Below are 22,355 nucleotides of genomic sequence, written 5' to 3'. Positions count from 1 at the left end.
ATCCTCTACTATATGTACTTTTTTTAATGTTTCATTCGAAAGTCTATATTGTAATTTAGCAAATAGTAAGATAAAGTTATTGCATTATATAAAAGGAGTTCGAATGATGCAATTTATGTCCTTTTTTCATCCGATTGTATGGATTATATTAAATGGTACGATTTTTACTCGTATTGCTAGTTTTATGACTATTCCTTTTTTAGCTATTTATCTTCAAAGTGAACTACATGCTTCTCCGCTAATGATTGGAATTACATTAGGAATTGCTCAACTATGTGCAACATTTGGTGGTTTTATAGGTGGTTATTTGACAGATAAGTTTGGAAGAAAATTTATCATGCTGACAACCATTTTTATATGGAGTGCAGTATTTATAGGTTTTGCAACTGTTAGAGTTGTTTCTTTTTTTATTTTGTTGAATGCAATCAATGGTTTATGTCGTTCCTTTTTTGAACCTGCCTCACAAGCATTAATGATTGATTTTACAGAGGAAAAAAAGAGAAGACGGTTATTTTCATTTCGCTATACAGCGATTAACATTGCAGCCGTGATCGGACCATTATGTGGTGTATGGATTTCTAGCCTATCCAGTGCAAAAGTTCCTTTTTTAATCACAGGTTCAATGTATACAATTTACGGGTTATTTTTAATTTTTGTCTTTAAAAAGTATGAAGTGACACCTAAGAGTACTACAGAAAAACAAACAATTATTCAAATGCTTAAAGTTGTATTAGGTGATCGAAAACTATTATATTTACTTGCAGGTGGAATTTTAGTTAGTCTTGGATACTCACAATTCGACTCGACTTTACCACAGTACATAAATTTAAATATTGAGAATGGTGTTAAACTCTATTCTTTACTAATCACACTTAATGCGATTGTCGTATTAGCATTACAATTACCAATTGGCATATATACAGAACGGATTTCTATTATGAAAAGTTTGGTTATTGGTATCTTGTTTTTCGCAGCTGGTTTCCTCATCTTTAATGTTGCCACTACAACTTGGGTATTTGTTGTTGGAATGATTATATTTACAATTGGTGAAATCTTCGCTTTTCCAATGATGAATGCTTTAATCGAAGAAATTGCTCCTGCTACACAAAAAGCAACCTATTTAGGAGCTTCACAGTTTAAAAACTTAGGTGGTTTTATGGGACCAGTATTTGGAGGATGGCTACTAGTTCATTTTGAATCTCAGCTATACATTGTGATGGCAATAGTTTTCTTACTAAGCCTTGTATTTTATCGATTAGCGTTTTTGAAAAGAGATGCTATTAAAGTTTAAATAGTAAAAGGAGTTATCCAATTGGATAGCTCCTTTTATAGTTGGTTGTGAGTGTATAAAAAGTACAGATTTGGTTAGACGATTGCTAATCCCACACTTTTTTTAATCTAAGTATTCCTTCCTCGATTTGTTCAAATGATAGCCCTCCGTATCCTAATATAATCATTTGCTGAGCTGAAGGTTTATAGTATGAAGTTGAACTAGGATAAACGCATACTCCTATGCCCAAAGCCTTTTGAATTGCTTCTTTTTCACTTAAAGTGTTGGGCAGTTTTAAAACGATGTGCAGTCCTGATTTTTCACCAATAATTTGAAATGTGCTTGGTAAATGAGTCTTGATAGATGTTATTAATGCAATTTGCTTTTTTCGATATAGTGTTCTCATTTTTGCTAAATGTTTGTCAAAAAGCCCTTGGGTAATGAAGTCTGCTAAAATGAGTTGGTCTATTTTAGAAACAACTGATTTTTGATCTTTATAAAAATTAGTAAATGCTTCGACTAATGATGATGGCAATATTAAATAGCTAATGCGAATGGATGGTATAAGTGTTTTTGAGAATGTACCGGAATAAATGACTTGTTGCAGTTGATCCATTTTTGCTAAAGAGGGGATTGGTTGACCTTTAAATCTATATTCTGAATCATAATCGTCTTCAATAATATAAGCATTATACTTTTGTGCCCAATTTAATAATTCTGCCCTACGCTCAGATGACATTAGCATTCCTAATGGAAATTGATGAGCAGGAGTTGTATACAAAAAGTCCATTTTTTGTGTAGGCACAGTTACCCCATATTCATCAACAACAATATGATATGTCTGTTTGCAATATTGCTGGAAAATAGCGCGAGCTCTTTTAAAACCAGGTTCTTCGATGCCAGCAATACTAGTTGCTCCAAAAAAATGACATAATGCTTGAAGCTGATGTTGTGTACCTCCAAAGATAAACACCTGCGAAGCATCGCACTGTACACCTCTCGAACGTTGTACATATTGAGCAATCTCAAAACGGAGAGTAGGTTCGCCTTGCCATGGGGGATTTGCTAAATTTTCTGGTTGTAAATGTTTTTTAAATAATTTACGCCATGATGTAAAAGGGAAAGAAGAGGCATCGACATCACCATTATGAAAATCAATATCCACTTTAATAGATGATGTTTTTGAGACGTGTTGAATAGGTTTCGTATCTTTAATTTGTTGCCATTCAAATTCAAATGGGGATACAAAATAGCCAGATCTTTCTTTACTATAAATAAACCCTTCTGCATCTAATTGTTCATATGCCTCTTTAACTGTATGAACGCTAACGTTTAAATCTTCAGCTAAATGTCGTTTTGAAGGTAATTTACTATGAGCAGGAAGTTTCTTTGTCACAATGGTGTTTTTAAGTTGCTCGTAAATTTGAACGTATTTGGGAGAGTCATTGTTTAGATTAATATTAACTTCCATAAGTATTCACCTCTATTATGAATAAAAGAATCTAACATAATCATACCAAAGATTACTATAGAAAGAGTTGATGTCTGTTAGAAAGGGATTTTCATAAAAAAGAAGAATAGTGACACTAAGTTGCGACCAATTTTCAAAATATTCGTCTAATATATAGATATATAAAAGGAGTTGGGATAATGAATACTAATCAACTCGTGTCCAGTTGGTATGATGAATTTGGCACAATGATTTTTACATATATTTTGATGAATACAAAAGATTATTATTTGGCAGAAGATATATTACAAGAGGTATTTATAAAGGCTTATAAAAATTATGACTCATATCAATCAAATTCTAGCTTTAAAACGTGGATCTTCAAGATAGCGCAAAATACCACAATCGATTTTATGAGAAAGAAAAATGTTTTGAAATATTATATAGAATTGACCTTAAATGAACGAGATACGAAACCACTACCTGAACAAATGCTACAACTAAAGGAAGAAGAAATGCAGTTATATCATGCAATTCAAACATTAAAGCTACATTTTAGGCAAGTGATATTGTTACGTAAAATTAAAGGATTTTCTACAATAGAAACAGCAGAAATATTGAACTGGTCCGAAAGTAAAGTGAAATCTAATTTAAAAAGAGGCCTTGTTGAATTAAGAAAAGGTTTAGTCGAAGGAGGGTTTGAATATGAAGGAATCTAAAAGTACTGAACAATTAGATAAAAGACTTGAGTCCTTTGATAACTCACTTCAGCTACACTCAGAAAATATTGAAGAGCAAAAAAAACGAATGATATCAGCTGTTCAAAATGATGAACCTCGAAAGCAAAGTTTTAAGCTAGTGCTTAGTTATATTTTGATAGGTTGTATTATTGTTAGCACATTACCTTTGTATTCATCAACTGCTACTGATTTTATGCAAAAATTGCTTCCTATGAATATAAGTAATGACCAAAATTCTTATATTGATAGAAAAATTAGCAAACTGCTTGAAGTGGAGAAGATTGCCTTTCAAAACGTTGGAATAAGCACGAATCCTTTTACTATTAACATTGGACTTATGTCAAATGGCAAAAGATTTGATGAACAGAAATCTATACTAATACCTAAAATAAAAAAACTTTTGAAAAAAGAGAATATCGATGATTATAAGTTGGAAATTACACCTTATCATAAACCAAACCCCACTAAAGAGACTAAAATGACAGGTGAAGTAAAAGTGGAAGGAAAGGTTTTGCAAACAAAATGGCCAATTATTGTTTCAAATATTTATAATTCAATGGCAGGAAAGTCTACTTACAAGATGAAAGGAATAAGTTTCAAAGAGGGAAAAGATCTTGTGAATATAACCATCCGTACAGGATTAGAAAAAGATAAAGATACAAAAATTATTGTGAAAAAAATTGAAAATGAATTACAGGATTATTTTGCTGAAGAAAAAACGCAAAAGCAAATTGGTAACTCTAATTACGAGATTATAATCCTAGATAAAGAAAAGAATATGATTGGAAAAGTTGAAAAATATTAATGTCATTGGATTGTTCTATAAATGCTCAACTAAAAAGAAATTTGCAAACTATATTATATGGAGGCAAATTCGAAATAAAGAAAACAAATGATTATAGGGATTTTTTTCTATATAGAAAGGGCTATCTTTTAAAAAGTAGTCCTTTTTTTCTTATTCTAAATTAACTTTTAGAAGGGCTAACTCTACAGGAATATTCATACTTTACTTCATATTTCTTATATTCCGCAATATCAATCGAATTTTTCCATAAAAATTCTTTCTTTTTCTTTAAAATTTCGTAAAAACAAGTGACAAGATAACGAGTTAGCCCGATTAAGAAGAATTTCTCATTTTATACACCACTTGATCATTGTAAAATAGAATAATGCGAATTTTGTAAATAATTATATTAAATTTGAATATTTTAGAAACCTTTTTAAGGTTTTTTCGTATTAATAATAGATTATTTGAGTTAAAATTACATAAAACAGAATTTTTCATCAATTATCGAGAAGGAGAGATTTTATGGGGCCGAGGCTAAGCGTATTAATTGATTTTACAAGAGAGAAATTTGGATTGGAGCAATATAATTTGCATCATTATAGTTTTTCCAGAACGATTGATCTTTTCAAAAATACGAATTATACACTTTGCATGGAATGGTTTCCAGATTTCATTGATGACGAGTTACTTGAGGAAGGACTAAATCCAGAGGGAGCAGCAGTAATAGAAATAGATATAAATAGTTATCATACAAAAAGTGCCATTTTCGTTGGAGAGAAATCCTATTCAAATCAGTATACTTTTTCAGGTTTAGATACTAGAGAAATTATTAATTGGGTAGAAGAGCAAACAAATCTTACTTTTAACAAACAGTTCCATCTAGTAGAGGTGGAAAAGGGACGTTTATATTTTAAATCTTGCCTTAATGGACAGGAAGTATCACCATTTGGAGATATTGAACTAAAGTATGATTATGATGGGAGAATTATATTTTTCTCTGTTAATGGACATTTTCCTAACTTAGATTTACAACTGAAGGAAGATTATACGCTTTCGTTGGAGAAAATAGATGAACTAAAAAGAGCTCAATTGAAATTAATCGATTATCCATCCGCTATTTATAAAAAGCTAATTGAGATATACGCTGTCGAGGAAATTTATATAAAAAATGATCTTTCAACAATTCCTTATGAAGTATCTTTAATAGGAAAGGAACATTTGAAGATAGATAAAATAATTACTTGGGAATCGAGACTTTCAGATCAATTTGAGAGAAAAGAAATTGCAATAATTGAAGAAATACCGGAGGAGTTAGCGTTTTCTGGTGAGTCACATCCAGATTTAATCCCAATTAGTGAGCAAGAAAGAGAAAAATGTGAAATCGCTGTAACAAATTTTTTACGTCAACAATATCCATTCGATTCTGGAAACTGGAAATTATCAGAACTTTGTCGGGATAAAGGATATATTCATGCAATCCTTGCGGGAAGTGAGAAGAAAAGCTGCGTCTTGCAAAGAAAGCTATTGCTAATTATTGATAGAGTAACATTAGAAGTACTTAATTATCTTGACAATAAATTCATGTTGGAAACCTTTGACTTATATCGATTGCCTGAGAGAATTGTCATATCAGAAGAAGATGCTTACGAAAAGTTAAAGGATTATTTTGAACTAAAGCCTACTTTTGTCTATGATCACGAGCAAAAACAATATATTCTATGTGGCAAATTAGATTGTGCCTATGGTATCAATGCCTCTACAGGTGAAATAATTGAGTTAAATAATTTGTGATAAAGTGAATGGAGCTTCTGGTATGGTCTGTTTTGTTAGATTTGGTTATGTTATTTATACCAAAAACAGAATAGATTAGAAGGAAGGAGTTGAGAAATATGAAATTTACTGAATTACATAATGAACAAGTGATTTTAAAACCGATGGAGAAAAGTGATATTAATGGAATTTTAAAAGTAGCCACTTTCCCGGAAATCTGGTCATACTTATCAGTAACGTTAGAAACGCTTGAAGATGTGAAAAAATATGTATCGACTGCATTAAAGAATAAAGAAAAAGGAATTGAATTTTCGTTTGTTATTATTGAGCCTGTCAGTAACGAAATTATTGGATCAACAAGATTTATGGATATTAATGAAAGACATAATCGACTAGAAATTGGTTCAACTTGGTTGACACCCGCATATTGGCGAACAGCCATAAATACGAATTGTAAATATCTGTTATTGCAATATTGCTTTGAAATCTTACATTTAAATCGGGTCCAAATTAAAACAGATCATGAAAATACTCGGTCACAAAATGCAATTGAACGAATTGGTGCGAAAAGAGAAGGAATATTAAGAAATCATATGATAAGAAAAGATGGGACAGTTAGAGATACTGTGATGTATAGTGTAACGAATGAAGAATGGTTAGAAGTAAAAAAACGCTTGAAACACATGTTATAGTAAGCATTGACTATTCTTATAAAAAGGTGCCGCTACCAAAGTATAGCGGCACCTTATTTTATATTTTATCCAATTTAGAACTTAGTTCGTAGATGAACTTATCGAGTTCATCAACTCGAATGGATACGGTAGAATATTTCTTTTGAATACCCAAATAGAATATTGCGTTTATTGGTTCTTTTAAAGTAATACGTATATTCGGATATACTTTTTCAAAATCCTGCAGGACGAATTCTAATGTATCTCTTGATGATATCTTTATCAAAAAATCTTTATCTATTATAATGTCACTTATTAAATCGTATGGGATCTCAATACGTTTCATAAGACCTGAAGAGATGAATAATGTTTTTTCGCTAAAAGTAATAGGATTTAACCGCATTGCTTGCAAATCACCTATAAAGAAAAGAACGGAGTAGACATTGAAAATAAGCAACAGTATCGATAAGATGATAGATTTATCATGTAGCCACCAATGTATACCTATAGTTTCAATAAAAATAGCGTGAATAATCATTATTTGAAAGGCGATATAACTAGAGTTTTTGTAAATTGTTAATCCATCGCTAGGCTTTTTTCTCCAACTAAAAAGGGAATAATAGATCATTAATCCTTCAGAACAAATAATATGCACTAATTTATATGATTTTACATGATGGTCAACGGCTTTTGGAAATGCAAATATTGTTGGGATTTTACTTTGCTTTGTTGTACGAATTATTTTTGGCATGAAAATGACTAAAGAAACTAATATAGAAATTTCAAGAATCAGGAGAGCTGCTTCTACTGCAAACCCAATCCAAGTAATCGCAACGAAAGGTTGTAAATGTTCTATCGGTATAACAAAACGAGCCAAAATACATCCAGCGGATAAAAATAAAATGCTATTCTTTAATGTAAACCTTTTTTGATAAAGTAAAATAGTAAGCGGAGCAATAATACATAAATCAAGTAGTGAACCGAGAACAACACTATTTGTATCTTCTGGCAAGATAGAAGTACCATAAGATGTACGATATAATGCAAGATTTGAAGTAATAACAAGTAAACCTAATAGTAACCAAAATACACTTTTTGATTTAATAACCACAAAAGCCCTCCTATTATCTTGAAATTTAAATACGGAATTATTGGAACGTTTACTAATGTGTAAATGAATAGCTACCGATATAAACGAAAAATTACGAAAAATTACGTAAGTTCATAAAAATAACGATAATATAAAATATTTTAAATTAATGTATTAATACCATTAGTCTATCATTATTTGGAAACTTATGAAATAATAGAGGCGACCCCAAATTTTGGTGGAAGGAAGTACTATTTTGTTATCAACATTTCTCATTAATTTTTTATTTTTATTGATCCCGTTTGTGGTCTATTTTGTCTTTTGTGATTATCGAAATCTAAAAAACTATAGTTTGACTTTTACTCTTCTAGCATCTGTTACAATGGTATTGTGTCTGTTATTCCCAATCCATTTGCATAGCGGTTTTATAGTCGATTTGCGATATATTCCATTTATATTAGTTGGATTATATCTTGGTTTTAAAAATATATTGTTCTTATACATAGTTCTTAATATATGTCGAACGTTAATCGGTGGGGAAGGGATTATACAATCATTTTTATATTCGACATTGGTTTTAATAGTCGTATCTTTGTGTCATCGGAAGTTTAAACAATTAAACGTAAAGCCTCGTATTATTTTTGGGTCAGTGTTGGCTTTATTGAATGTATTATTCTACCTATTTACTCTTCAGTTTCAGGTTCCAGATAATAAAGAGTTCTGGATGTTGGCCATTAACTTAACAAGTACATACTTTATCATGTCATTTATAATTTTCAGCTTAATAGAGCGCATCTTACAGAATTTAAGAACACGTGAAAAGATTGCTCAATCTGAGAAATTCCATGTAATTAGTGAATTATCAGCAAGTGTAGCTCATGAAATTCGAAATCCTTTAACGACTACTTCTGGATTTTTACAATTATTAAGTAATTCGAATTCAATTTCAGAAAATGACAAGGGCTATATTGACTACTCATTACAAGAATTGCAACGAGCTGAGAAAATTGTAAGTGATTTTCTTACTTTTTCAAAACCTCAAGATGACCTGTTAGAAGAAACAAATCTAATCGAAGATATAAAATATGCCAAGAATATATTGATTCCTTATGCGAATATGCATCATGTTCAAATGAAAATAAGTTTTCACAACTCATTACATAGAAAATTAAACACAACACTAATGCGTCAATGCTTTATAAACCTCTTTAAAAACGGGATTGAGGCGATGAAAGATAGCGGCGGAATATTATGCATAAAAGTATTAGAACATAAAAACAATATAATCATTAAAATCACTGATTCAGGTATAGGAATGGATGAACAAGAAATTTTGTCGATTGCAAAGCCATATTATTCAACTAAAAATGATGGAACGGGCCTTGGGATGGTCATCGTTTATAATGCCATTCACAATGTTGGCGGGCAAGTAAATGTTGAAAGTTCAAAAGGAAAAGGTACTACATTTACCATCACGATTCCTGTTTAGAACTATAGAAATGAAAGGATATACTCTTTAAATAGGGTATATCTTTTTTTGTCCAAAAAATGAATAAATGATTCTCCCAGAGGGATATCGTGAATATTTAAACATTTATATATATAAATTTGCATATAGTAAAAGCTGAAAATGAATTTCGAATCATTTTCAAATAGTTAGAGGATATCTAATCTGAATATTGAAATGTTAATGTATAAAGTATTAAATGTTTCATAGTATATCGAATTTTAAATTAATGAATATATACTAATGTATAAATGCAAAGGGGATCTATTATGGACGAAAATATATTGTTATCTAAACTGATTCCACCTGAACCAGCAGCGCATTATATGAGAAGAGCAAGAGTGATGAAAAAACTTTCAAATAGCCATAATGCTAAACTCACCATATTACATAGTGGAGCTGGATTTGGTAAAAGTTCTGCATTAGCACAATTTTTAGCTGATCAATCAATTGCTTATTCATGGTATCAAGTAACGGCAGATGATGATGATATTTTACCTTTTTTGCGTCATTTGTTTTATAGTGTAAGACGTGTGATCCCATCTTTTGGAGATCAGATGAAAGGTTGGGATCAGTTATCTACAGTTCCTAAAACGGAGGAATTAAACAAACTCTATATTATGTTTGCAAATGAGTTTTGCAAAATTCGAGAGCCGTTCTTTGTCGTACTGGATGATTATTATTTAGTAGATCATATATATCAAATTCATTTTATTATGGAAAAACTTATTCTCCATTTACCATCAAATGTCCATCTCATTGTATCATCAAGAATTTATCCCTCATGGAATTGTTTACGAAACCTAAGATTGACCAATCAACTTGTAGAATGTGTAGAAGCGGATTTTGTTTTTTCAACAGAAGAAATTCAGGTGTTTTTTGAAGATTATTTTGAACAATCTATTACGGAAGAACAAGTGAAACAAATATCCAAGGCTACGGATGGTTGGGCGATTGCCATTCTTTTTTTAGCTACTCGAACAAATAATTTAGAAAAATCTATTGATAAATTACAGAGCCCAAAAACTAGTGATATATTTCATTATTTATCAGATGAAGTATTTGAATCTCTTGAAGAATTTGAGAAGGAAGTAACTTTAAAATTCAGTATTTTTGAAACATTTTCTCATAAAGTAATTGAAGAATTCTATGGAAAGAATTTTTCAGAGGTTCTTACCAAACTTGTTAAAAAGCATTCGTTTATACAGCCTCTAAGCGGGTATAGCGAATTTCGATACCATGTACTTTTTCAACAATTTTTGGAACTGAAAATGATGGAACAGAATATAGATGAATTTAATAGATTACATTACAACGCTACTATTTTCTTTACGAAGAAACAAAATGCAATTCAAGCTGTTTATCACGCTATGAAAACAAAAAACGAAGATATCATTGCTAAGACAATCATCAGGTTTGCTAGTCAATTTTTAGAAGAAGGAAAATATGATTGGTTGATTGAGAAAATTCGAGAGTTATCAAAGGATACTATGGTTCAAAATTTTCAACTCTACTATTTTGTAGGTGAAAGCCAAAGATTTCGAGCACAGTATAAAAAAGCACGCACCGCCTATGAGAAATGTCTGGAATTCGCAAAAAGGCATAGAAATTTTGAACTTATGTTAAGGGCAAAAATAGGATTAGCACATATCTATTTAGATACAATTCAGCCATCGCTTGCAGAAGGTTATTTACAAGAAGCATTAGATTTGGCGGAACATACACAAATTGAAAAAGAACAATTACAATTTATACAAAAACAATACGCTGAGAATCTAGTCAATTTGGGAAAACCGTTCGAAGCAGAACAATGGATTGAAGAAGTTGGACTTTCAACTGAAATATTACTGCATGGAAATTTAGATGTAAGAATATTGCTTCGACAAGGGAAATTTCAGCAAGCAAAAAAGTTAATAGAAACTCGTTTAGATTCGAGTGGTGTACGATTGGATGCATATCGAGAAACAGATGTACTCTATTCATTTATCTTAACTCTATTAGGTGAAAATAAAGGCGCATTAGAAATTGCTAATAAAAGTATTATTAAAAAAGACAATCAGTTTTCACAATACCATCTATCAATAGCTTATCTACGAAAAGGTCATACTTTACTTGTATTAAATCCATATAATGTTTTAGATGCAGAAAAATATTACTTGAAGTCTATTGAAATCATGGATAATTTACAAGTGAATCGTGCAAAGGCAGAATCTTATATGGGTTTAGCAATCGTTAAAAGTAGGCAATACCATTTCGAAGATGGTATCATGTTTGCAGAATTAGGGTTAGAAGAAACGGAGAGAGTTCATGATCATTGGGTTTCAGCATTACTCTATACAGCCTTAACAATTATATATGTCGAGCATGGACAATTGAAAGAAGCTAAAAAGGCCATTTCACTTGCAAAGGGGAAATTTTCGGATGCAGACTATTTTGGTATCATAATCGTTAATTTTTGGTCTGCCTATATCGCTTATTTAGAAAAAAATGATCAAGTCTTTTTGAATACTTTTAAAGATTGCATCTCTATTTTGATGGAACAAAAATATGAATTTTTTATAACAGCACAACATATTTTTGGACCAGTGCAAAGTTTAGTATGGTGGAAAATGGTTGACCATTGGAAAAGGCTCCAAGATACTGATACTTCTGCACCTCTTATGATAAAGGTGTATGAATTATTAGAAGTAGACACTAGTCAGGCTGTTCCTACATATGTGTATAAGATTCAATTGCTGGGAAAAGTAACGATTTTTCGAGATAATCATGAAATAGATGAAAAATCATGGCAACGAGAGAAAGCGAAAGAATTATTTCTTTATCTATATATGAATCATTCAAGATTTGTTTCAAAAGAAGAAATTGTCAATGCGTTATGGCCAAAAACAACAGATCAGGCAAGCCTTAGAGACTTTAAAGTTGTTTATAATGCATTGCTTAAAGTATTGGAACCTAATCGATTGCCTCGCTCAGAAAGTGCCTATATTATTCGGAAACAATCGATGTATAAACTAGTTACAGAACACTGTATAACGAGTGATTACATTTCTTTTAAGGAATTTATTCATTATGGAATAGAAGAAATGAATCCGACATTTTCAAATGAATGGTTAATGCGTGGTATTCAATTATATACAGGAGAATTAATCGCAGATAAACCTTATTTATACTGGGTTCAAAATTTTAGAGAAGAAGCAAAGCAACTTTATATGGAAGCTGTGGAGAGAGTGGCACAAAATTTTGTTCGATTAAAGGAATTTAACAAAACAATTTATTGGGCAGAGCATTTGCTGAAAATGGATAATACTTGGGAAGAAGCGTATCGACTAATAATGTACGGTTATTATCAATTACATAATCGTGCACAAGCAGTAAAATGGTTTGAAAAATGTGAAAGAATATTAAAGAAAGAATTGAATATTGAACCAATGGAAACAACCGTCCAAATGTATGACATGATATTAAAATGACCTCTCGAATAATCGTTAGGTCATTTTGTTTTGTAACCCATTTGTAACTTACAACCTTTATGATAAAACCACAAATATGAAAGCGCTTTAATAAAAGCCGGACTTGAACAAAAATCGCTAGATAATTTTTTAAAAGTAATCAGACGTTCACTGCAGAAAAGTGGTTATGACGAATCAAAATTATCTTATTTAGCAAAGCTGCATATGAAAAAATCAGCTCATGTTTATGTTCGACAAGCATTGGAGCTAAAAGAAACACAATCGATCTATCGTCATATTATGTCATATCGGACAAATAGATCAAATATTATCACTAGATCTTGCATTAGAAGAAGGCAAAATTAAAAATGGAGACATTATCACATTTGTAAGCGCTGGAATAGGCTATGTATGGGGTGCAGTGACAATTCGGTGGGGCCGTGAAAGGTGGTATTGATATGACAAATCAACAAGAAACATTGAAAAAAATAAATTTATCAAATGGAGAAACAATTGCATATCGTGAAAAATCCGGTGGTGAAGAAATACTTATTTTAGTGCATGGTAATATGACATCTTCAAAACATTGGGATGTCCTTATTGAAAAATTAGATAAACGATTTACCGTCTATGCGCCAGATTTAAGAGGATTTGGTCAATCATCGTATCATCAACGAATTCAACATATTAAAGACTTCAGCGATGATCTAAAGTTATGGATTGAAGCTTTAGGTTTAAAGAATTTCTCATTAATGGGATGGTCAACTGGTGGAGCAGTAGCTATGCAATTTTGCGCGGATTATCCAGGACTATGCCAAAGACTAATATTATTAGCATCAGCTTCCACAAGAGGGTATGCATTTTTTGATACAAACCTAGACGGTACACCGAATTATTCGAATAGGCTATTAACGTTGGAAGAGGTGGAAAATGACAAAGGTAAAACGTTAGCGATGCAATGGTTATACGATACAAAGAATAGAGATGGGTTAAAAGCGGTATGGAATGCATTAATCTACACGCATAACCAACCAACACAAGAACAATATGAAGCTTATATAGATGATATGTTAACACAGCGTAATCTTGCTGATGTGTATTATGCATTAAATACTTTTAATATCAGCGCTGTCGATAACGAAGTAAGTATAGGCCACAATGAGGTAGCGAAAATTCAAATACCGACGCTCATTCTGTATGGTGAACGAGATTATGTGGTAGGAGAAAGTATGACAAATGAGATTATTGAAGATTTTGAGGGGAGAGCGCAGGTTGTAAAACTAAGTAATTGTGGTCATTCAGCGTTGATTGATGATTTACCTCAACTTGTTGAAGCGGTTGAACATTTTATATAAGGGGGAATCACAATGCGTTTACAAGACAAAGTGGCAATTATTACAGGTGGTGCTAGTGGGATTGGTTTAGCAGCAGTAAAACGGTTTGCAAATGAAGGTGCAACAGTAATTATTGCAGATTATAATTCAGATGCAGGGAAAAAAGTTGAAGAAGAGTTATTAAAAGAAAATCTAAAAGTTTCCTTTTACCAAATAAATGTTGCAGATAAAGAGAGCATAACGAATGTAGTATCAGAAATTCTTAAAGAATTTAACAAGATTGATATTCTAGTTAATAATGCAGGTATTACAAATGATGCTATGCTTTGGAAAATGACAGCAGAACAATTTGATCAAGTGATTGATGTCAATTTAAAAGGTGTCTTCAATTGTACGCAAGCTGTTGTTCCTTCAATGATTGCAAATGGATACGGAAAAATAATTAATACATCTTCAGTTAGTGGAGTATATGGTAATATCGGTCAAACCAATTATGCGGCGACAAAAGCAGCTGTTGTTGGAATGACCAAAACCTGGGCAAAAGAACTTGGTAGAAAAGGAATCAACGTTAATGCAGTTGCACCAGGATTCACTAGAACGCCTATGGTCGAAAAAATGCCAGAAAAAGTCCTCAATCATATGGAATCAATTGTTTCTTTAAATCGATTGGGCATTCCAGATGATATAGCCAATGCCTATTTATTTTTAGCTTCTGATGAGTCTAACTACATTACAGGGCATGTATTACAAGTGGATGGTGGAATTATGATGTAGGGGTGAAAAAATGGGAACCGAGCATTCGTGGATATTAAAAAGAACTGCAATTATGCCAAATAAAATAGCATTAATCGATATTGATTCAGAGAGAAGTTGGACTTATCAGCTTCTTTCTGATGAAATTTATAAATGGTTAGCATTTTTTAAAACTATGGGCTTGCAAAAAAATGATAGAGTAGCCGTAATCGCTGAAAATCGAATTGATTTATTTGCTATTCTTTTTGCATGTGGGATTGGAGGTTATATTTATGTCCCGCTCAATTGGCGATTAAGTGAAGCTGAATTGAACTATATATTAGAAGATTGCACCCCAACCTTACTAATATATGAAGACCGATTCATCTCAATTGTAAGCAGAAATTCACATATAAAGGCACACCCAATTAATGAAGAACTCCCCATAGGAAAAAATAATATAGATAACAATGGGAATAATTCCGAAGATGCTTGGTTGTTAATATATACTGGTGGTACTACCGGCAAACCTAAAGGTGTCGTAATATCTTATAAAGCAGTAAATTGGAATGCTTTTAATACAATCATCAGTTGGAATCTAAGTAGTGATGATTGTACATTAAATTATATGCCTTTGTTTCATACCGGGGGACTAAATGCATTGTCCATTCCAATCTTAATGGTAGGTGGTACGGTAGTTGTTGGAAAAAAGTTTAATCCTCAAGAAGCTGTCAAAGCACTAAATAAATACAAAACAACTATTTCACTATTTGTCCCAACTATGTATCAGGCCATTATTAAAACAGAGGATTTTCAACGTACAACTTTTCCAACAGTTAAAGTCTTTTTATCGGGTGGTTCACCTTGTCCTCTGACGATTTATAACGCTTTCCAACAAAAAGGATTAAGCTTTAAAGAAGGGTACGGATTAACAGAAGCAGGACCTAATAATTTTGTCATTCATCCTGAAGTAGCAGCGAAAAAAAGAGGATCAGTTGGTAAAGCCATGCAATTCAATCAAATTAAAATACTAGATTCAGAAGGAAAAGAATGTGAAGTCGATGAGATAGGTGAACTTTTTATAAGTGGAAATCACGTATTTACTGAGTATTGGAAAAACCAGGAAGAAACAGCGAAAGTTAAAAAGAATGGATGGCTTCGTACTGGAGACCTGGCCAAACAAGATCGAGATGGTGATATTTACATTATTGGACGGATAAAAGAGATGATTATTACAGGTGGAGAAAATGTTTATCCGCAAGAAGTAGAACAGTGTATTATTACACACCCAAAAGTCTTGGAAGTAGCTGTAGTAGGTACGCCTGATCTACACTGGGGAGAAGTTGTAACAGCTTTTATTGTAGGAAAAAATAACTTTAATAATATCGAAGAAATACAAGAACATTGCAGAAATTTTCTTGGAGGTTATAAAATTCCGCGACGAATCTTTTTTGTAGCAGCACTACCAAAAACTCATGTTGGCAAGATTGATAAGAAGAGATTGCTTATGAATACGTGATAGAAACAGAAAGAAAGATTATTTTCAACATGTTAATATTATAAAATTGAAACCACAGTGGAAGGTAAAATATCCATTGTGGTTTTTATTTTAATGTGTAAAAAATCAATATTTATAGGTAATTACATGCATTTATCAAAATTAGAACAAAAACATTCATTTTTCTTGCATGTTTTAGAAAAAAATTACTAAAATGTTAATAAAGGAAGTTACAATTATTTGAAATGTGGTTGTTATTTTTATTGTAAATGGTTCTTTTAATTAGTAAAAGATTATAAAAAAACAAATATGTGATACAAAAGGATTAAAAATAAAGATAAAAATCAATTTTGTTTATAGGTTATTTATAACTATATAAAATTTATTTGATATTAAAAATTTGATGTTTTTGAATTATCTTCAAGAGGATGTACAAGCAATAGATTTGAAAAATCCCGCATTAACGGGCGAAATCACTACATCATGGATCAATTAAAATGGAAAAAGATAAGTGGAGATCAACTCCATGCGCCCGATAGGTTCAACTATGACACAGTGATGATAAGGTTTACACTGCGTGAAGTTCACTTTATAAAAGGGGGTATTAAGTTGGTTAAAAAAAATGATTGCAGTAAATTTCATGTTTTTATCCAGGAGAACCAAGATTTTTTAAATAATCCTGTTATCAAGGATTTCTTGTCAAACAAGTCGAATTATAACTTACTGAGGCAGTCTATATGCAATCCAACTTACCATAATAAGGAAGAACTAGACCGAGCCTTTCGTGGATTTTACTTTAATATTCGTTTTACGGCCTATATTTCTTCTACAATTTACTATCATGCGATTAACTTAGATAAAAAAATGCGCCTCTTGAATTATCGATTTCCTACCACTTTAGACCAACCTGTAAAAGAAGAGTCAGATATATCTATCAAAGACATGACAATCTATCACGAAGATTTTGAATTGAAATCGGACAATATTTTAGATTATATAACTGATTCAAATATATACAAGGCTGTAAAGCGATTAACACCTAATCAAAGAAATATTCTTTACCTTGTCTATATTAAAGGATTAACAGATTCGGAAACTGCTCAATATTTAAAAAAATCCCAACAAACAATTTCAAAGTCCCGCAATAAAGCGTTAAAAAGAATAAGAAAAGAATTGAATATATCGCCTGAAAATTGTATTTTTTAATAATCGATAAAGGGGGAGAATGAATGGTAGAAACTTTATATCAATTGGCTGTTAAATCTAAAAATGACAGTAAGGCAGTAGTAAAGATATTAAATGCTTTCAAACCAAAGATAAATAAAACCTTGAAACAGACTAGATTTCAATATAGATCTGATTTGGATCAAGAGCTCCAACTAAAGCTAGTAACTATTATTAAAAAATATGACGTCGAAAAGTTAGATGGATTTTGGGAATTTTACGATAAACAAAAAAACTTCTACAATAAAAAAGACTGATAATTCAAAAAATGTAGTTATTTTTCTACTTTATATAAAAATAAACTTGAGAAATGAGGTGAGACCATGACACCAACAGAATTTCCGCTATGGGTAAGTATTTTGGGAAATTTCGGTTTTCCGATTGCCATAACGATTTATCTATTCCTACGATTTGAAAAAAAATTCGAAAAATTAGAAGAAGTCATTTTGGATCTAACGAAATCAAAGGGGTAACTTTATAAATACCTTAAAAGCTCAATTCATTGATGCTTTTAAGGTATTTTTAATGGCATAAAAATTCAAAATGAGTTGTGATAAATGAAAGCAGTTAGGAGAGATAAATTCTCAACTAACTACTTATCTTATAATTTAATTATTTTGTTAAGCGACGAACAAGTGCTTCAGTGGAAAGTATAAAGTTGTAATTATTTAGCACCTTGGTGTTGAAGGACCACATCGCTTTCATGAACTCCAAAAACTATTTCCTAAAATATCTCACCGGGTATTATCAAAACAATTAAAAGAGCTACAAGAAGACGGCATTATTGATCGCCATGTTACGCAAGATACTCCACCAAAAGTAACCTATTTTATGACTGCAGTTGGAAAGAGTATCTTACCGATTGTGCAGATGATGTATGATTGGGGAGAAAAACGAATTGAGGAATTGTATGGAGATACGATCGCTATTGAGAAATGTAAGTGTGAAACAATCTCTAAGTAAAAATACAAAAGAAATTCCAAACAGTTGTTTTCTTACAAAATTTTAATCTATAAAGGAATTATCAAAATCATATTGAAAATAGATAATAGGAACTGTCGTATAGAAATAAAAATATAATATACGACAGTTTTTATTATTATTTTGTAGTTTTTGAAGCAGAGTGTATTTATTACGTAAAAATATTTTCAAATAATAGAGAGTGGGGAATGGAGATGGATTTAACACTTTATCAAGATATAATTGAAAGTTTACAAAGTAGGAAACAAATAGTTTGGCTCAACCCTAAAAAGACAAATGAGATTAAAATAGACTCTTCTCTAATTGATGATGCGGAAGATAGATTCAATCGATTTGCGCCATATTTTGAAGAAGTGTTTCCTGAAACCAAAATACATAATGGAAGAGTAGAGTCTGAATTGCAATTGATTCCAGAAATGCAAATGGAACTAAGTATATTAGGAAAACTTTACTTAAAGAGAGACGATGCATTGCCGATAAGTGGCTCCATAAAAGCACGGGGTGGCATTCATGAAGTTCTCTTTGTTGCTGAGAAAATTGCTTTAGAACATGAGGTAGTAAGTAAAAAGGATAATTACGCTATTTTTGCAACAGATGCTATCCGACCACTTTTGCGAAACTACACCATTGTCGTAGGATCAACAGGTAATCTAGGGTTAAGTATAGGAATTATGAGCGCGATACTTGGATTTAATGTAAGAGTTCATATGTCACATGATGCGAAAGATTGGAAAAAAGAGTTATTAAGGAAAATGGGTGTGACTGTAGTAGAACATAGTGTGGATTTTTCATTAGCTGTTGACAAGGGGAGAGCAGAGGCATCTTTAGATCCAACTTATTATTTTATAGATGATGAGAATTCTAAGCAGCTATTTGCCGGTTATGCGGTAGCGGGGCGTAGACTAAAACAACAACTACGAGAACAGGGGGTAGAAATTAGTCAAAGTCATCCACTTTATGTTTATATTCCATGTGGAGTTGGCGGAGGACCTGGTGGTGTAACGTACGGTTTAAAGGAAAGCTTTGGAGAAAATGTACATTGCTACTTTGTAGAGCCTACTGAATCACCATGTATGCTGTTAGGAATGGCAACTGGTTTACATGATCAAATTGCTGTTAATGATATAGGATTAACGAATCGAACTATTGCAGACGGTCTTGCTGTAGGAAGACCATCATCTTTCGTTGGTAAACAGATGGAACCTCTTCTAGAAGGAATCATGACAATTTCAGATGAACAATTATGTAAATATGTTCGGAAGCTTTATAAAGCTGAGCAAATTATTTTAGAACCGTCAGCAGCGGCAGGTTTCATAGGGCCACAGAATTTGAAGAAGAATATTCATGACCCTGATGCTACTCATATTGTTTGGGCAACTGGAGGGAGTATGGTACCGAAAGAAGAACAAGCAAACTATATTTAAGAAGAAAAATAGGGATTTACATGATAAGCCATCAAGATATCATGAGCTTGTTGAAATTTAATTTTGAACATATAGTAAAACACTTTTCAGATTAGTAAACTAAAAGGCTAACATAATAATGACAAATTAAAAAACAAATAAAAAAGTTCAGAATTTAGATATAAATTTTACACAATTTGTTCACAAATAAGACATAATGATGTAAAATACAGAAAGAATAATACTTTACTAACAAAGAATTTCACATATATGTACGCAAGAAAAGTTTTGTATCTATTTTAAAAGTCATCCTTAAATAATAATCTGAAAAGGAAGTTATTGGAATGCTCAAATTTATATTAGCAACTTTACTGTTCATCATTATAGGCAATCTGATTAATACATCTTTACCAATTCAATATTCAATGCTAATGCTAATTGCTTTACCAGTATTATTCTTTGTCATTTATCACAAAATTTTCAATATCCGTTTATTCAATCAAGTAGAGTCAGATTGATAAATAAAGATATACTTTTTTGCCACTCCCAATTACTTGAGGAGCGGCTTTTTTTCTTTTAATTAAAATTAATTTCAAAAAGAGATAGATTTTATGAAATATATTTAGTATCTTCCAATAACACTCTAAATGTAATCGTATTATTAATATTCAAAAAGTTTTTTATTTTCTATTGATTAATTTGAAATTAGTTGATATTATGATGAAGTTAGATTTTGGAAAGCAGATATTAAAGTATTAGGGTTTTCCAAGCAGATGATTTTGACCACTTTCTCTTTTGAAAGTTAAGGCAACGGTGTGCCGGGTCAAATGCCGATTGGCAACTTTTTCGTTGCCTTATTGATTGAGTTAGAAGCTCAAATTTTATAAGTTGGTTACTTTACAACCAGTGCGAATGCACATCAACTTGTGAAACGGTCAATAAGAGTGGTAAAAGTAATTGTTTGCTATATAGACTCTGATCCTAAAATGATATAAATTGATATAGGAAAGTAATTTACTAGAAAGATGTAATTTAGTATAAGTGTGTCTTTTAGGTATGCTTTTCTTATTGTTATCGATATATCTAAGCAAGTGATGCGCTAATGGCGTTTTTCACTTGCTTTTTTCTTTTACATTTTAGGCGATTTCACAGTGAAACTTTTTATAGAATTGGCTGTTAATTCGATTTTGAATACAGCTTGATTCTATAAACAATCTAAAAATATTGTTTACTGGGAGAGAAGAAAATGGGAAAAGCACTTGTAATTGGTTGCGGAGGAGTAGCTTCAGTCGCTATCCAAAAATGTTGTCAAAATTCAGAGGTCTTTGAAGAAGTTTGTATTGCAAGCCGTACAAAATCAAAATGTGATGATTTAAAAGCAAAATTAGAAGGAAAAACTAAAACAAAAATTACTACGGCAAAAGTTGACGCAGACAATGTAGATGAACTAATCGCATTGATCAACGAAGTGAAACCTGATATTGTGATGAATCTTGCATTACCATATCAAGACTTAACAATAATGGATGCATGTCTTGCAACGAAAACAAACTATTTAGATACAGCAAACTATGAACCTGAAGATACAGCAAAATTCGAATATAGCTGGCAATGGGCATACCGCGAGCGCTTTGAAGAGGCCGGTATTACTGCGCTTTTAGGTAGCGGATTCGATCCAGGTGTTACTAGCGTATTCTCCGCCTATGCCTTAAAACATGAATTTGATGAAATTGAATATATTGATATTCTTGACTGCAATGCGGGCGATCATGGCTATCCATTTGCGACAAACTTCAACCCTGAGATTAATATCCGTGAAGTATCTGCAAAAGGAAGCTACTGGGAAAATGGTGAGTGGGTAGAAACTGAACCAATGGAAATTAAACGTGTTTATAATTTCCCAGAAGTTGGCGAAAAGGATATGTATCTGTTACACCATGAAGAAATTGAATCTCTTGCATTGAATATCCCTGGTATTAAACGTATTCGATTTTTCATGACATTTGGTGAAAGTTATTTAACACATTTAAAATGCCTTGAAAATGTGGGGATGACTTCAATTGAACCAATTGAATACGAAGGAAAACAAATTATCCCACTTCAATTTTTAAAAGCTGTACTACCAGATCCTGCTTCACTTGGACCACGTACAAAAGGGAAAACAAATATTGGCTGTATTTTCCGCGGTAAAAAAGATGGGGAAGATAAGACTTACTATTTATACAACGTTTGCGATCATGAAGAATGCTACCAAGAAGTTGGCTCACAAGCGGTGTCTTACACAACTGGCGTCCCGGCTATGATTGGTGCCATGATGTTAATGACAGGTAAATGGGATAAAAAAGGCGTTTACAATATTGAAGAATTCGATCCAGATCCATTCATGGATGCACTAAACAAATGGGGCCTTCCTTGGAAAGAAAGTTTTGAGCCGGAGTTAGTAGACTAA

Annotated in this window: 18 protein-coding genes and 2 pseudogenes; 18 read left to right on the top strand and 2 right to left on the bottom strand. The window is 31.8% G+C overall.

The annotated features are described in order from the left end of the window. Positions 1 to 106: 106 nt before the first annotated feature. A complete protein-coding gene (locus tag Q0977_RS08765) occupies positions 107 to 1,291 on the top strand; it encodes an MFS transporter (RefSeq protein ID WP_233548105.1) in 1,185 nt (394 codons plus the stop codon). Positions 1,292 to 1,376: 85 nt separating this feature from the next. Here the strand turns inward: Q0977_RS08765 and Q0977_RS08760 are convergent, their stop codons facing one another. Next, positions 1,377 to 2,741, bottom strand: coding sequence for a PLP-dependent aminotransferase family protein (locus tag Q0977_RS08760; RefSeq protein ID WP_299512679.1), 1,365 nt, complete (start codon positions 2,739 to 2,741; stop codon positions 1,377 to 1,379). Positions 2,742 to 2,920: 179 nt separating this feature from the next. Between Q0977_RS08760 and Q0977_RS08755 the strand changes: the two genes are divergently transcribed. The 4 genes from Q0977_RS08755 to Q0977_RS08740 all read left to right on the top strand — a co-directional run bounded on the left by Q0977_RS08755 (position 2,921) and on the right by Q0977_RS08740 (position 6,709). After that, the gene (locus tag Q0977_RS08755; protein WP_299512676.1) at positions 2,921 to 3,439 is read left to right on the top strand and encodes an RNA polymerase sigma factor; all 519 of its coding nucleotides are present in this window, start codon (positions 2,921 to 2,923) and stop codon (positions 3,437 to 3,439) included. Then, positions 3,426 to 4,265, top strand: coding sequence for a hypothetical protein (locus Q0977_RS08750; RefSeq protein WP_299512673.1), 840 nt, complete (start codon positions 3,426 to 3,428; stop codon positions 4,263 to 4,265). The genes Q0977_RS08755 and Q0977_RS08750 overlap by 14 nt, the downstream gene beginning before the upstream one ends. Positions 4,266 to 4,769: 504 nt before the next feature. After that, positions 4,770 to 6,038 carry a hypothetical protein gene (locus tag Q0977_RS08745; protein ID WP_299512670.1) on the top strand — a complete coding sequence of 423 codons (1,269 nt, stop codon included), beginning with the start codon at positions 4,770 to 4,772 and terminating at the stop codon, positions 6,036 to 6,038. Between the two features lie 98 nt (positions 6,039 to 6,136). Continuing rightward, positions 6,137 to 6,709, top strand: a complete 573-nt coding sequence (locus Q0977_RS08740; RefSeq protein ID WP_299512667.1) for a GNAT family N-acetyltransferase — start codon at positions 6,137 to 6,139, stop codon at positions 6,707 to 6,709. A gap of 58 nt (positions 6,710 to 6,767) precedes the next feature. Here the strand turns inward: Q0977_RS08740 and Q0977_RS08735 are convergent, their stop codons facing one another. Then, entirely contained in the window at positions 6,768 to 7,799 is a 1,032-nt protein-coding gene (locus Q0977_RS08735; RefSeq protein ID WP_299512664.1) for a beta-carotene 15,15'-monooxygenase, read from the bottom strand. Between the two features lie 235 nt (positions 7,800 to 8,034). On the opposite strand from Q0977_RS08735, the gene Q0977_RS08730 reads away from it, so the two are divergent. The 13 genes and pseudogenes from Q0977_RS08730 (at position 8,035) to Q0977_RS08670 (ending at position 22,355) form a co-directional block, all read left to right on the top strand. Then, positions 8,035 to 9,267 (top strand): sensor histidine kinase, encoded by a 1,233-nt coding sequence (locus tag Q0977_RS08730; protein ID WP_119416451.1) that lies wholly within the window; start codon positions 8,035 to 8,037, stop codon positions 9,265 to 9,267. A gap of 287 nt (positions 9,268 to 9,554) precedes the next feature. Next, a complete protein-coding gene (locus Q0977_RS08725; RefSeq protein ID WP_299512659.1) occupies positions 9,555 to 12,755 on the top strand; it encodes a BTAD domain-containing putative transcriptional regulator in 3,201 nt (1,066 codons plus the stop codon). Between the two features lie 90 nt (positions 12,756 to 12,845). Further along, positions 12,846 to 13,191: pseudogene (locus tag Q0977_RS08720) on the top strand (3-oxoacyl-[acyl-carrier-protein] synthase III C-terminal domain-containing protein); the annotation flags it as partial. Position 13,192: 1 nt separating this feature from the next. After that, positions 13,193 to 14,089: an alpha/beta fold hydrolase gene (locus Q0977_RS08715; RefSeq protein ID WP_299512656.1), complete on the top strand. Its 897-nt coding sequence runs from the start codon at positions 13,193 to 13,195 to the stop codon at positions 14,087 to 14,089. A gap of 12 nt (positions 14,090 to 14,101) precedes the next feature. Further along, positions 14,102 to 14,842: a 3-oxoacyl-ACP reductase FabG gene (gene fabG, locus Q0977_RS08710; RefSeq protein ID WP_119417294.1), complete on the top strand. Its 741-nt coding sequence runs from the start codon at positions 14,102 to 14,104 to the stop codon at positions 14,840 to 14,842. A gap of 10 nt (positions 14,843 to 14,852) precedes the next feature. After that, positions 14,853 to 16,319, top strand: coding sequence for a class I adenylate-forming enzyme family protein (locus tag Q0977_RS08705; RefSeq protein ID WP_119417295.1), 1,467 nt, complete (start codon positions 14,853 to 14,855; stop codon positions 16,317 to 16,319). Between the two features lie 462 nt (positions 16,320 to 16,781). Further along, positions 16,782 to 17,504 (top strand): sigma-70 family RNA polymerase sigma factor, encoded by a 723-nt coding sequence (locus Q0977_RS08700; RefSeq protein WP_119417296.1) that lies wholly within the window; start codon positions 16,782 to 16,784, stop codon positions 17,502 to 17,504. 23 nt (positions 17,505 to 17,527) lie between these two features. Beyond that, positions 17,528 to 17,779: a helix-turn-helix domain-containing protein gene (locus Q0977_RS08695; RefSeq protein WP_119417297.1), complete on the top strand. Its 252-nt coding sequence runs from the start codon at positions 17,528 to 17,530 to the stop codon at positions 17,777 to 17,779. A gap of 66 nt (positions 17,780 to 17,845) precedes the next feature. After that, a complete protein-coding gene (locus Q0977_RS08690; RefSeq protein ID WP_119417298.1) occupies positions 17,846 to 17,995 on the top strand; it encodes a YvrJ family protein in 150 nt (49 codons plus the stop codon). Positions 17,996 to 18,164: 169 nt separating this feature from the next. Further along, positions 18,165 to 18,485, top strand: a pseudogene (locus tag Q0977_RS08685) (winged helix-turn-helix transcriptional regulator); the annotation flags it as partial. Positions 18,486 to 18,691: 206 nt separating this feature from the next. Next, on the top strand, positions 18,692 to 19,927 hold the full coding sequence (locus Q0977_RS08680) for a D-serine ammonia-lyase (protein WP_299512640.1): 1,236 nt from the start codon (positions 18,692 to 18,694) through the stop codon (positions 19,925 to 19,927). A gap of 323 nt (positions 19,928 to 20,250) precedes the next feature. After that, positions 20,251 to 20,424, top strand: coding sequence for a hypothetical protein (locus tag Q0977_RS08675; RefSeq protein WP_158582334.1), 174 nt, complete (start codon positions 20,251 to 20,253; stop codon positions 20,422 to 20,424). Positions 20,425 to 21,152: 728 nt separating this feature from the next. Continuing rightward, the gene (locus Q0977_RS08670) at positions 21,153 to 22,355 is read left to right on the top strand and encodes a saccharopine dehydrogenase family protein (RefSeq protein ID WP_299512637.1); all 1,203 of its coding nucleotides are present in this window, start codon (positions 21,153 to 21,155) and stop codon (positions 22,353 to 22,355) included.

Source organism: uncultured Rummeliibacillus sp. (assembly GCF_934216135.1).
Classification (GTDB): domain Bacteria; phylum Bacillota; class Bacilli; order Bacillales_A; family Planococcaceae; genus Rummeliibacillus.
Note: the sequence above shows the minus strand (reverse complement) of the source record. Positions and strands in the feature narration are given on the sequence as shown.

What these genes read in the sequence shown, in the direction of transcription:
- Q0977_RS08765 (WP_233548105.1), top strand. Translation starts at nt 107, where the DNA reads ATGCAATTTATGTCCTTTTTTCATCCGATTGTATGGATTATATTAAAT.
- Q0977_RS08760 (WP_299512679.1), bottom strand. Translation starts at nt 2,741, where the DNA reads ATGGAAGTTAATATTAATCTAAACAATGACTCTCCCAAATACGTTCAA.
- Q0977_RS08755 (WP_299512676.1), top strand. Translation starts at nt 2,921, where the DNA reads ATGAATACTAATCAACTCGTGTCCAGTTGGTATGATGAATTTGGCACA.
- Q0977_RS08750 (WP_299512673.1), top strand. Translation starts at nt 3,426, where the DNA reads ATGAAGGAATCTAAAAGTACTGAACAATTAGATAAAAGACTTGAGTCC.
- Q0977_RS08745 (WP_299512670.1), top strand. Translation starts at nt 4,770, where the DNA reads ATGGGGCCGAGGCTAAGCGTATTAATTGATTTTACAAGAGAGAAATTT.
- Q0977_RS08740 (WP_299512667.1), top strand. Translation starts at nt 6,137, where the DNA reads ATGAAATTTACTGAATTACATAATGAACAAGTGATTTTAAAACCGATG.
- Q0977_RS08725 (WP_299512659.1), top strand. Translation starts at nt 9,555, where the DNA reads ATGGACGAAAATATATTGTTATCTAAACTGATTCCACCTGAACCAGCA.
- Q0977_RS08715 (WP_299512656.1), top strand. Translation starts at nt 13,193, where the DNA reads ATGACAAATCAACAAGAAACATTGAAAAAAATAAATTTATCAAATGGA.
- fabG (WP_119417294.1), top strand. Translation starts at nt 14,102, where the DNA reads ATGCGTTTACAAGACAAAGTGGCAATTATTACAGGTGGTGCTAGTGGG.
- Q0977_RS08705 (WP_119417295.1), top strand. Translation starts at nt 14,853, where the DNA reads ATGGGAACCGAGCATTCGTGGATATTAAAAAGAACTGCAATTATGCCA.
- Q0977_RS08700 (WP_119417296.1), top strand. Translation starts at nt 16,782, where the DNA reads ATGGATCAATTAAAATGGAAAAAGATAAGTGGAGATCAACTCCATGCG.
- Q0977_RS08695 (WP_119417297.1), top strand. Translation starts at nt 17,528, where the DNA reads ATGGTAGAAACTTTATATCAATTGGCTGTTAAATCTAAAAATGACAGT.
- Q0977_RS08690 (WP_119417298.1), top strand. Translation starts at nt 17,846, where the DNA reads ATGACACCAACAGAATTTCCGCTATGGGTAAGTATTTTGGGAAATTTC.
- Q0977_RS08680 (WP_299512640.1), top strand. Translation starts at nt 18,692, where the DNA reads ATGGAGATGGATTTAACACTTTATCAAGATATAATTGAAAGTTTACAA.
- Q0977_RS08675 (WP_158582334.1), top strand. Translation starts at nt 20,251, where the DNA reads ATGCTCAAATTTATATTAGCAACTTTACTGTTCATCATTATAGGCAAT.
- Q0977_RS08670 (WP_299512637.1), top strand. Translation starts at nt 21,153, where the DNA reads ATGGGAAAAGCACTTGTAATTGGTTGCGGAGGAGTAGCTTCAGTCGCT.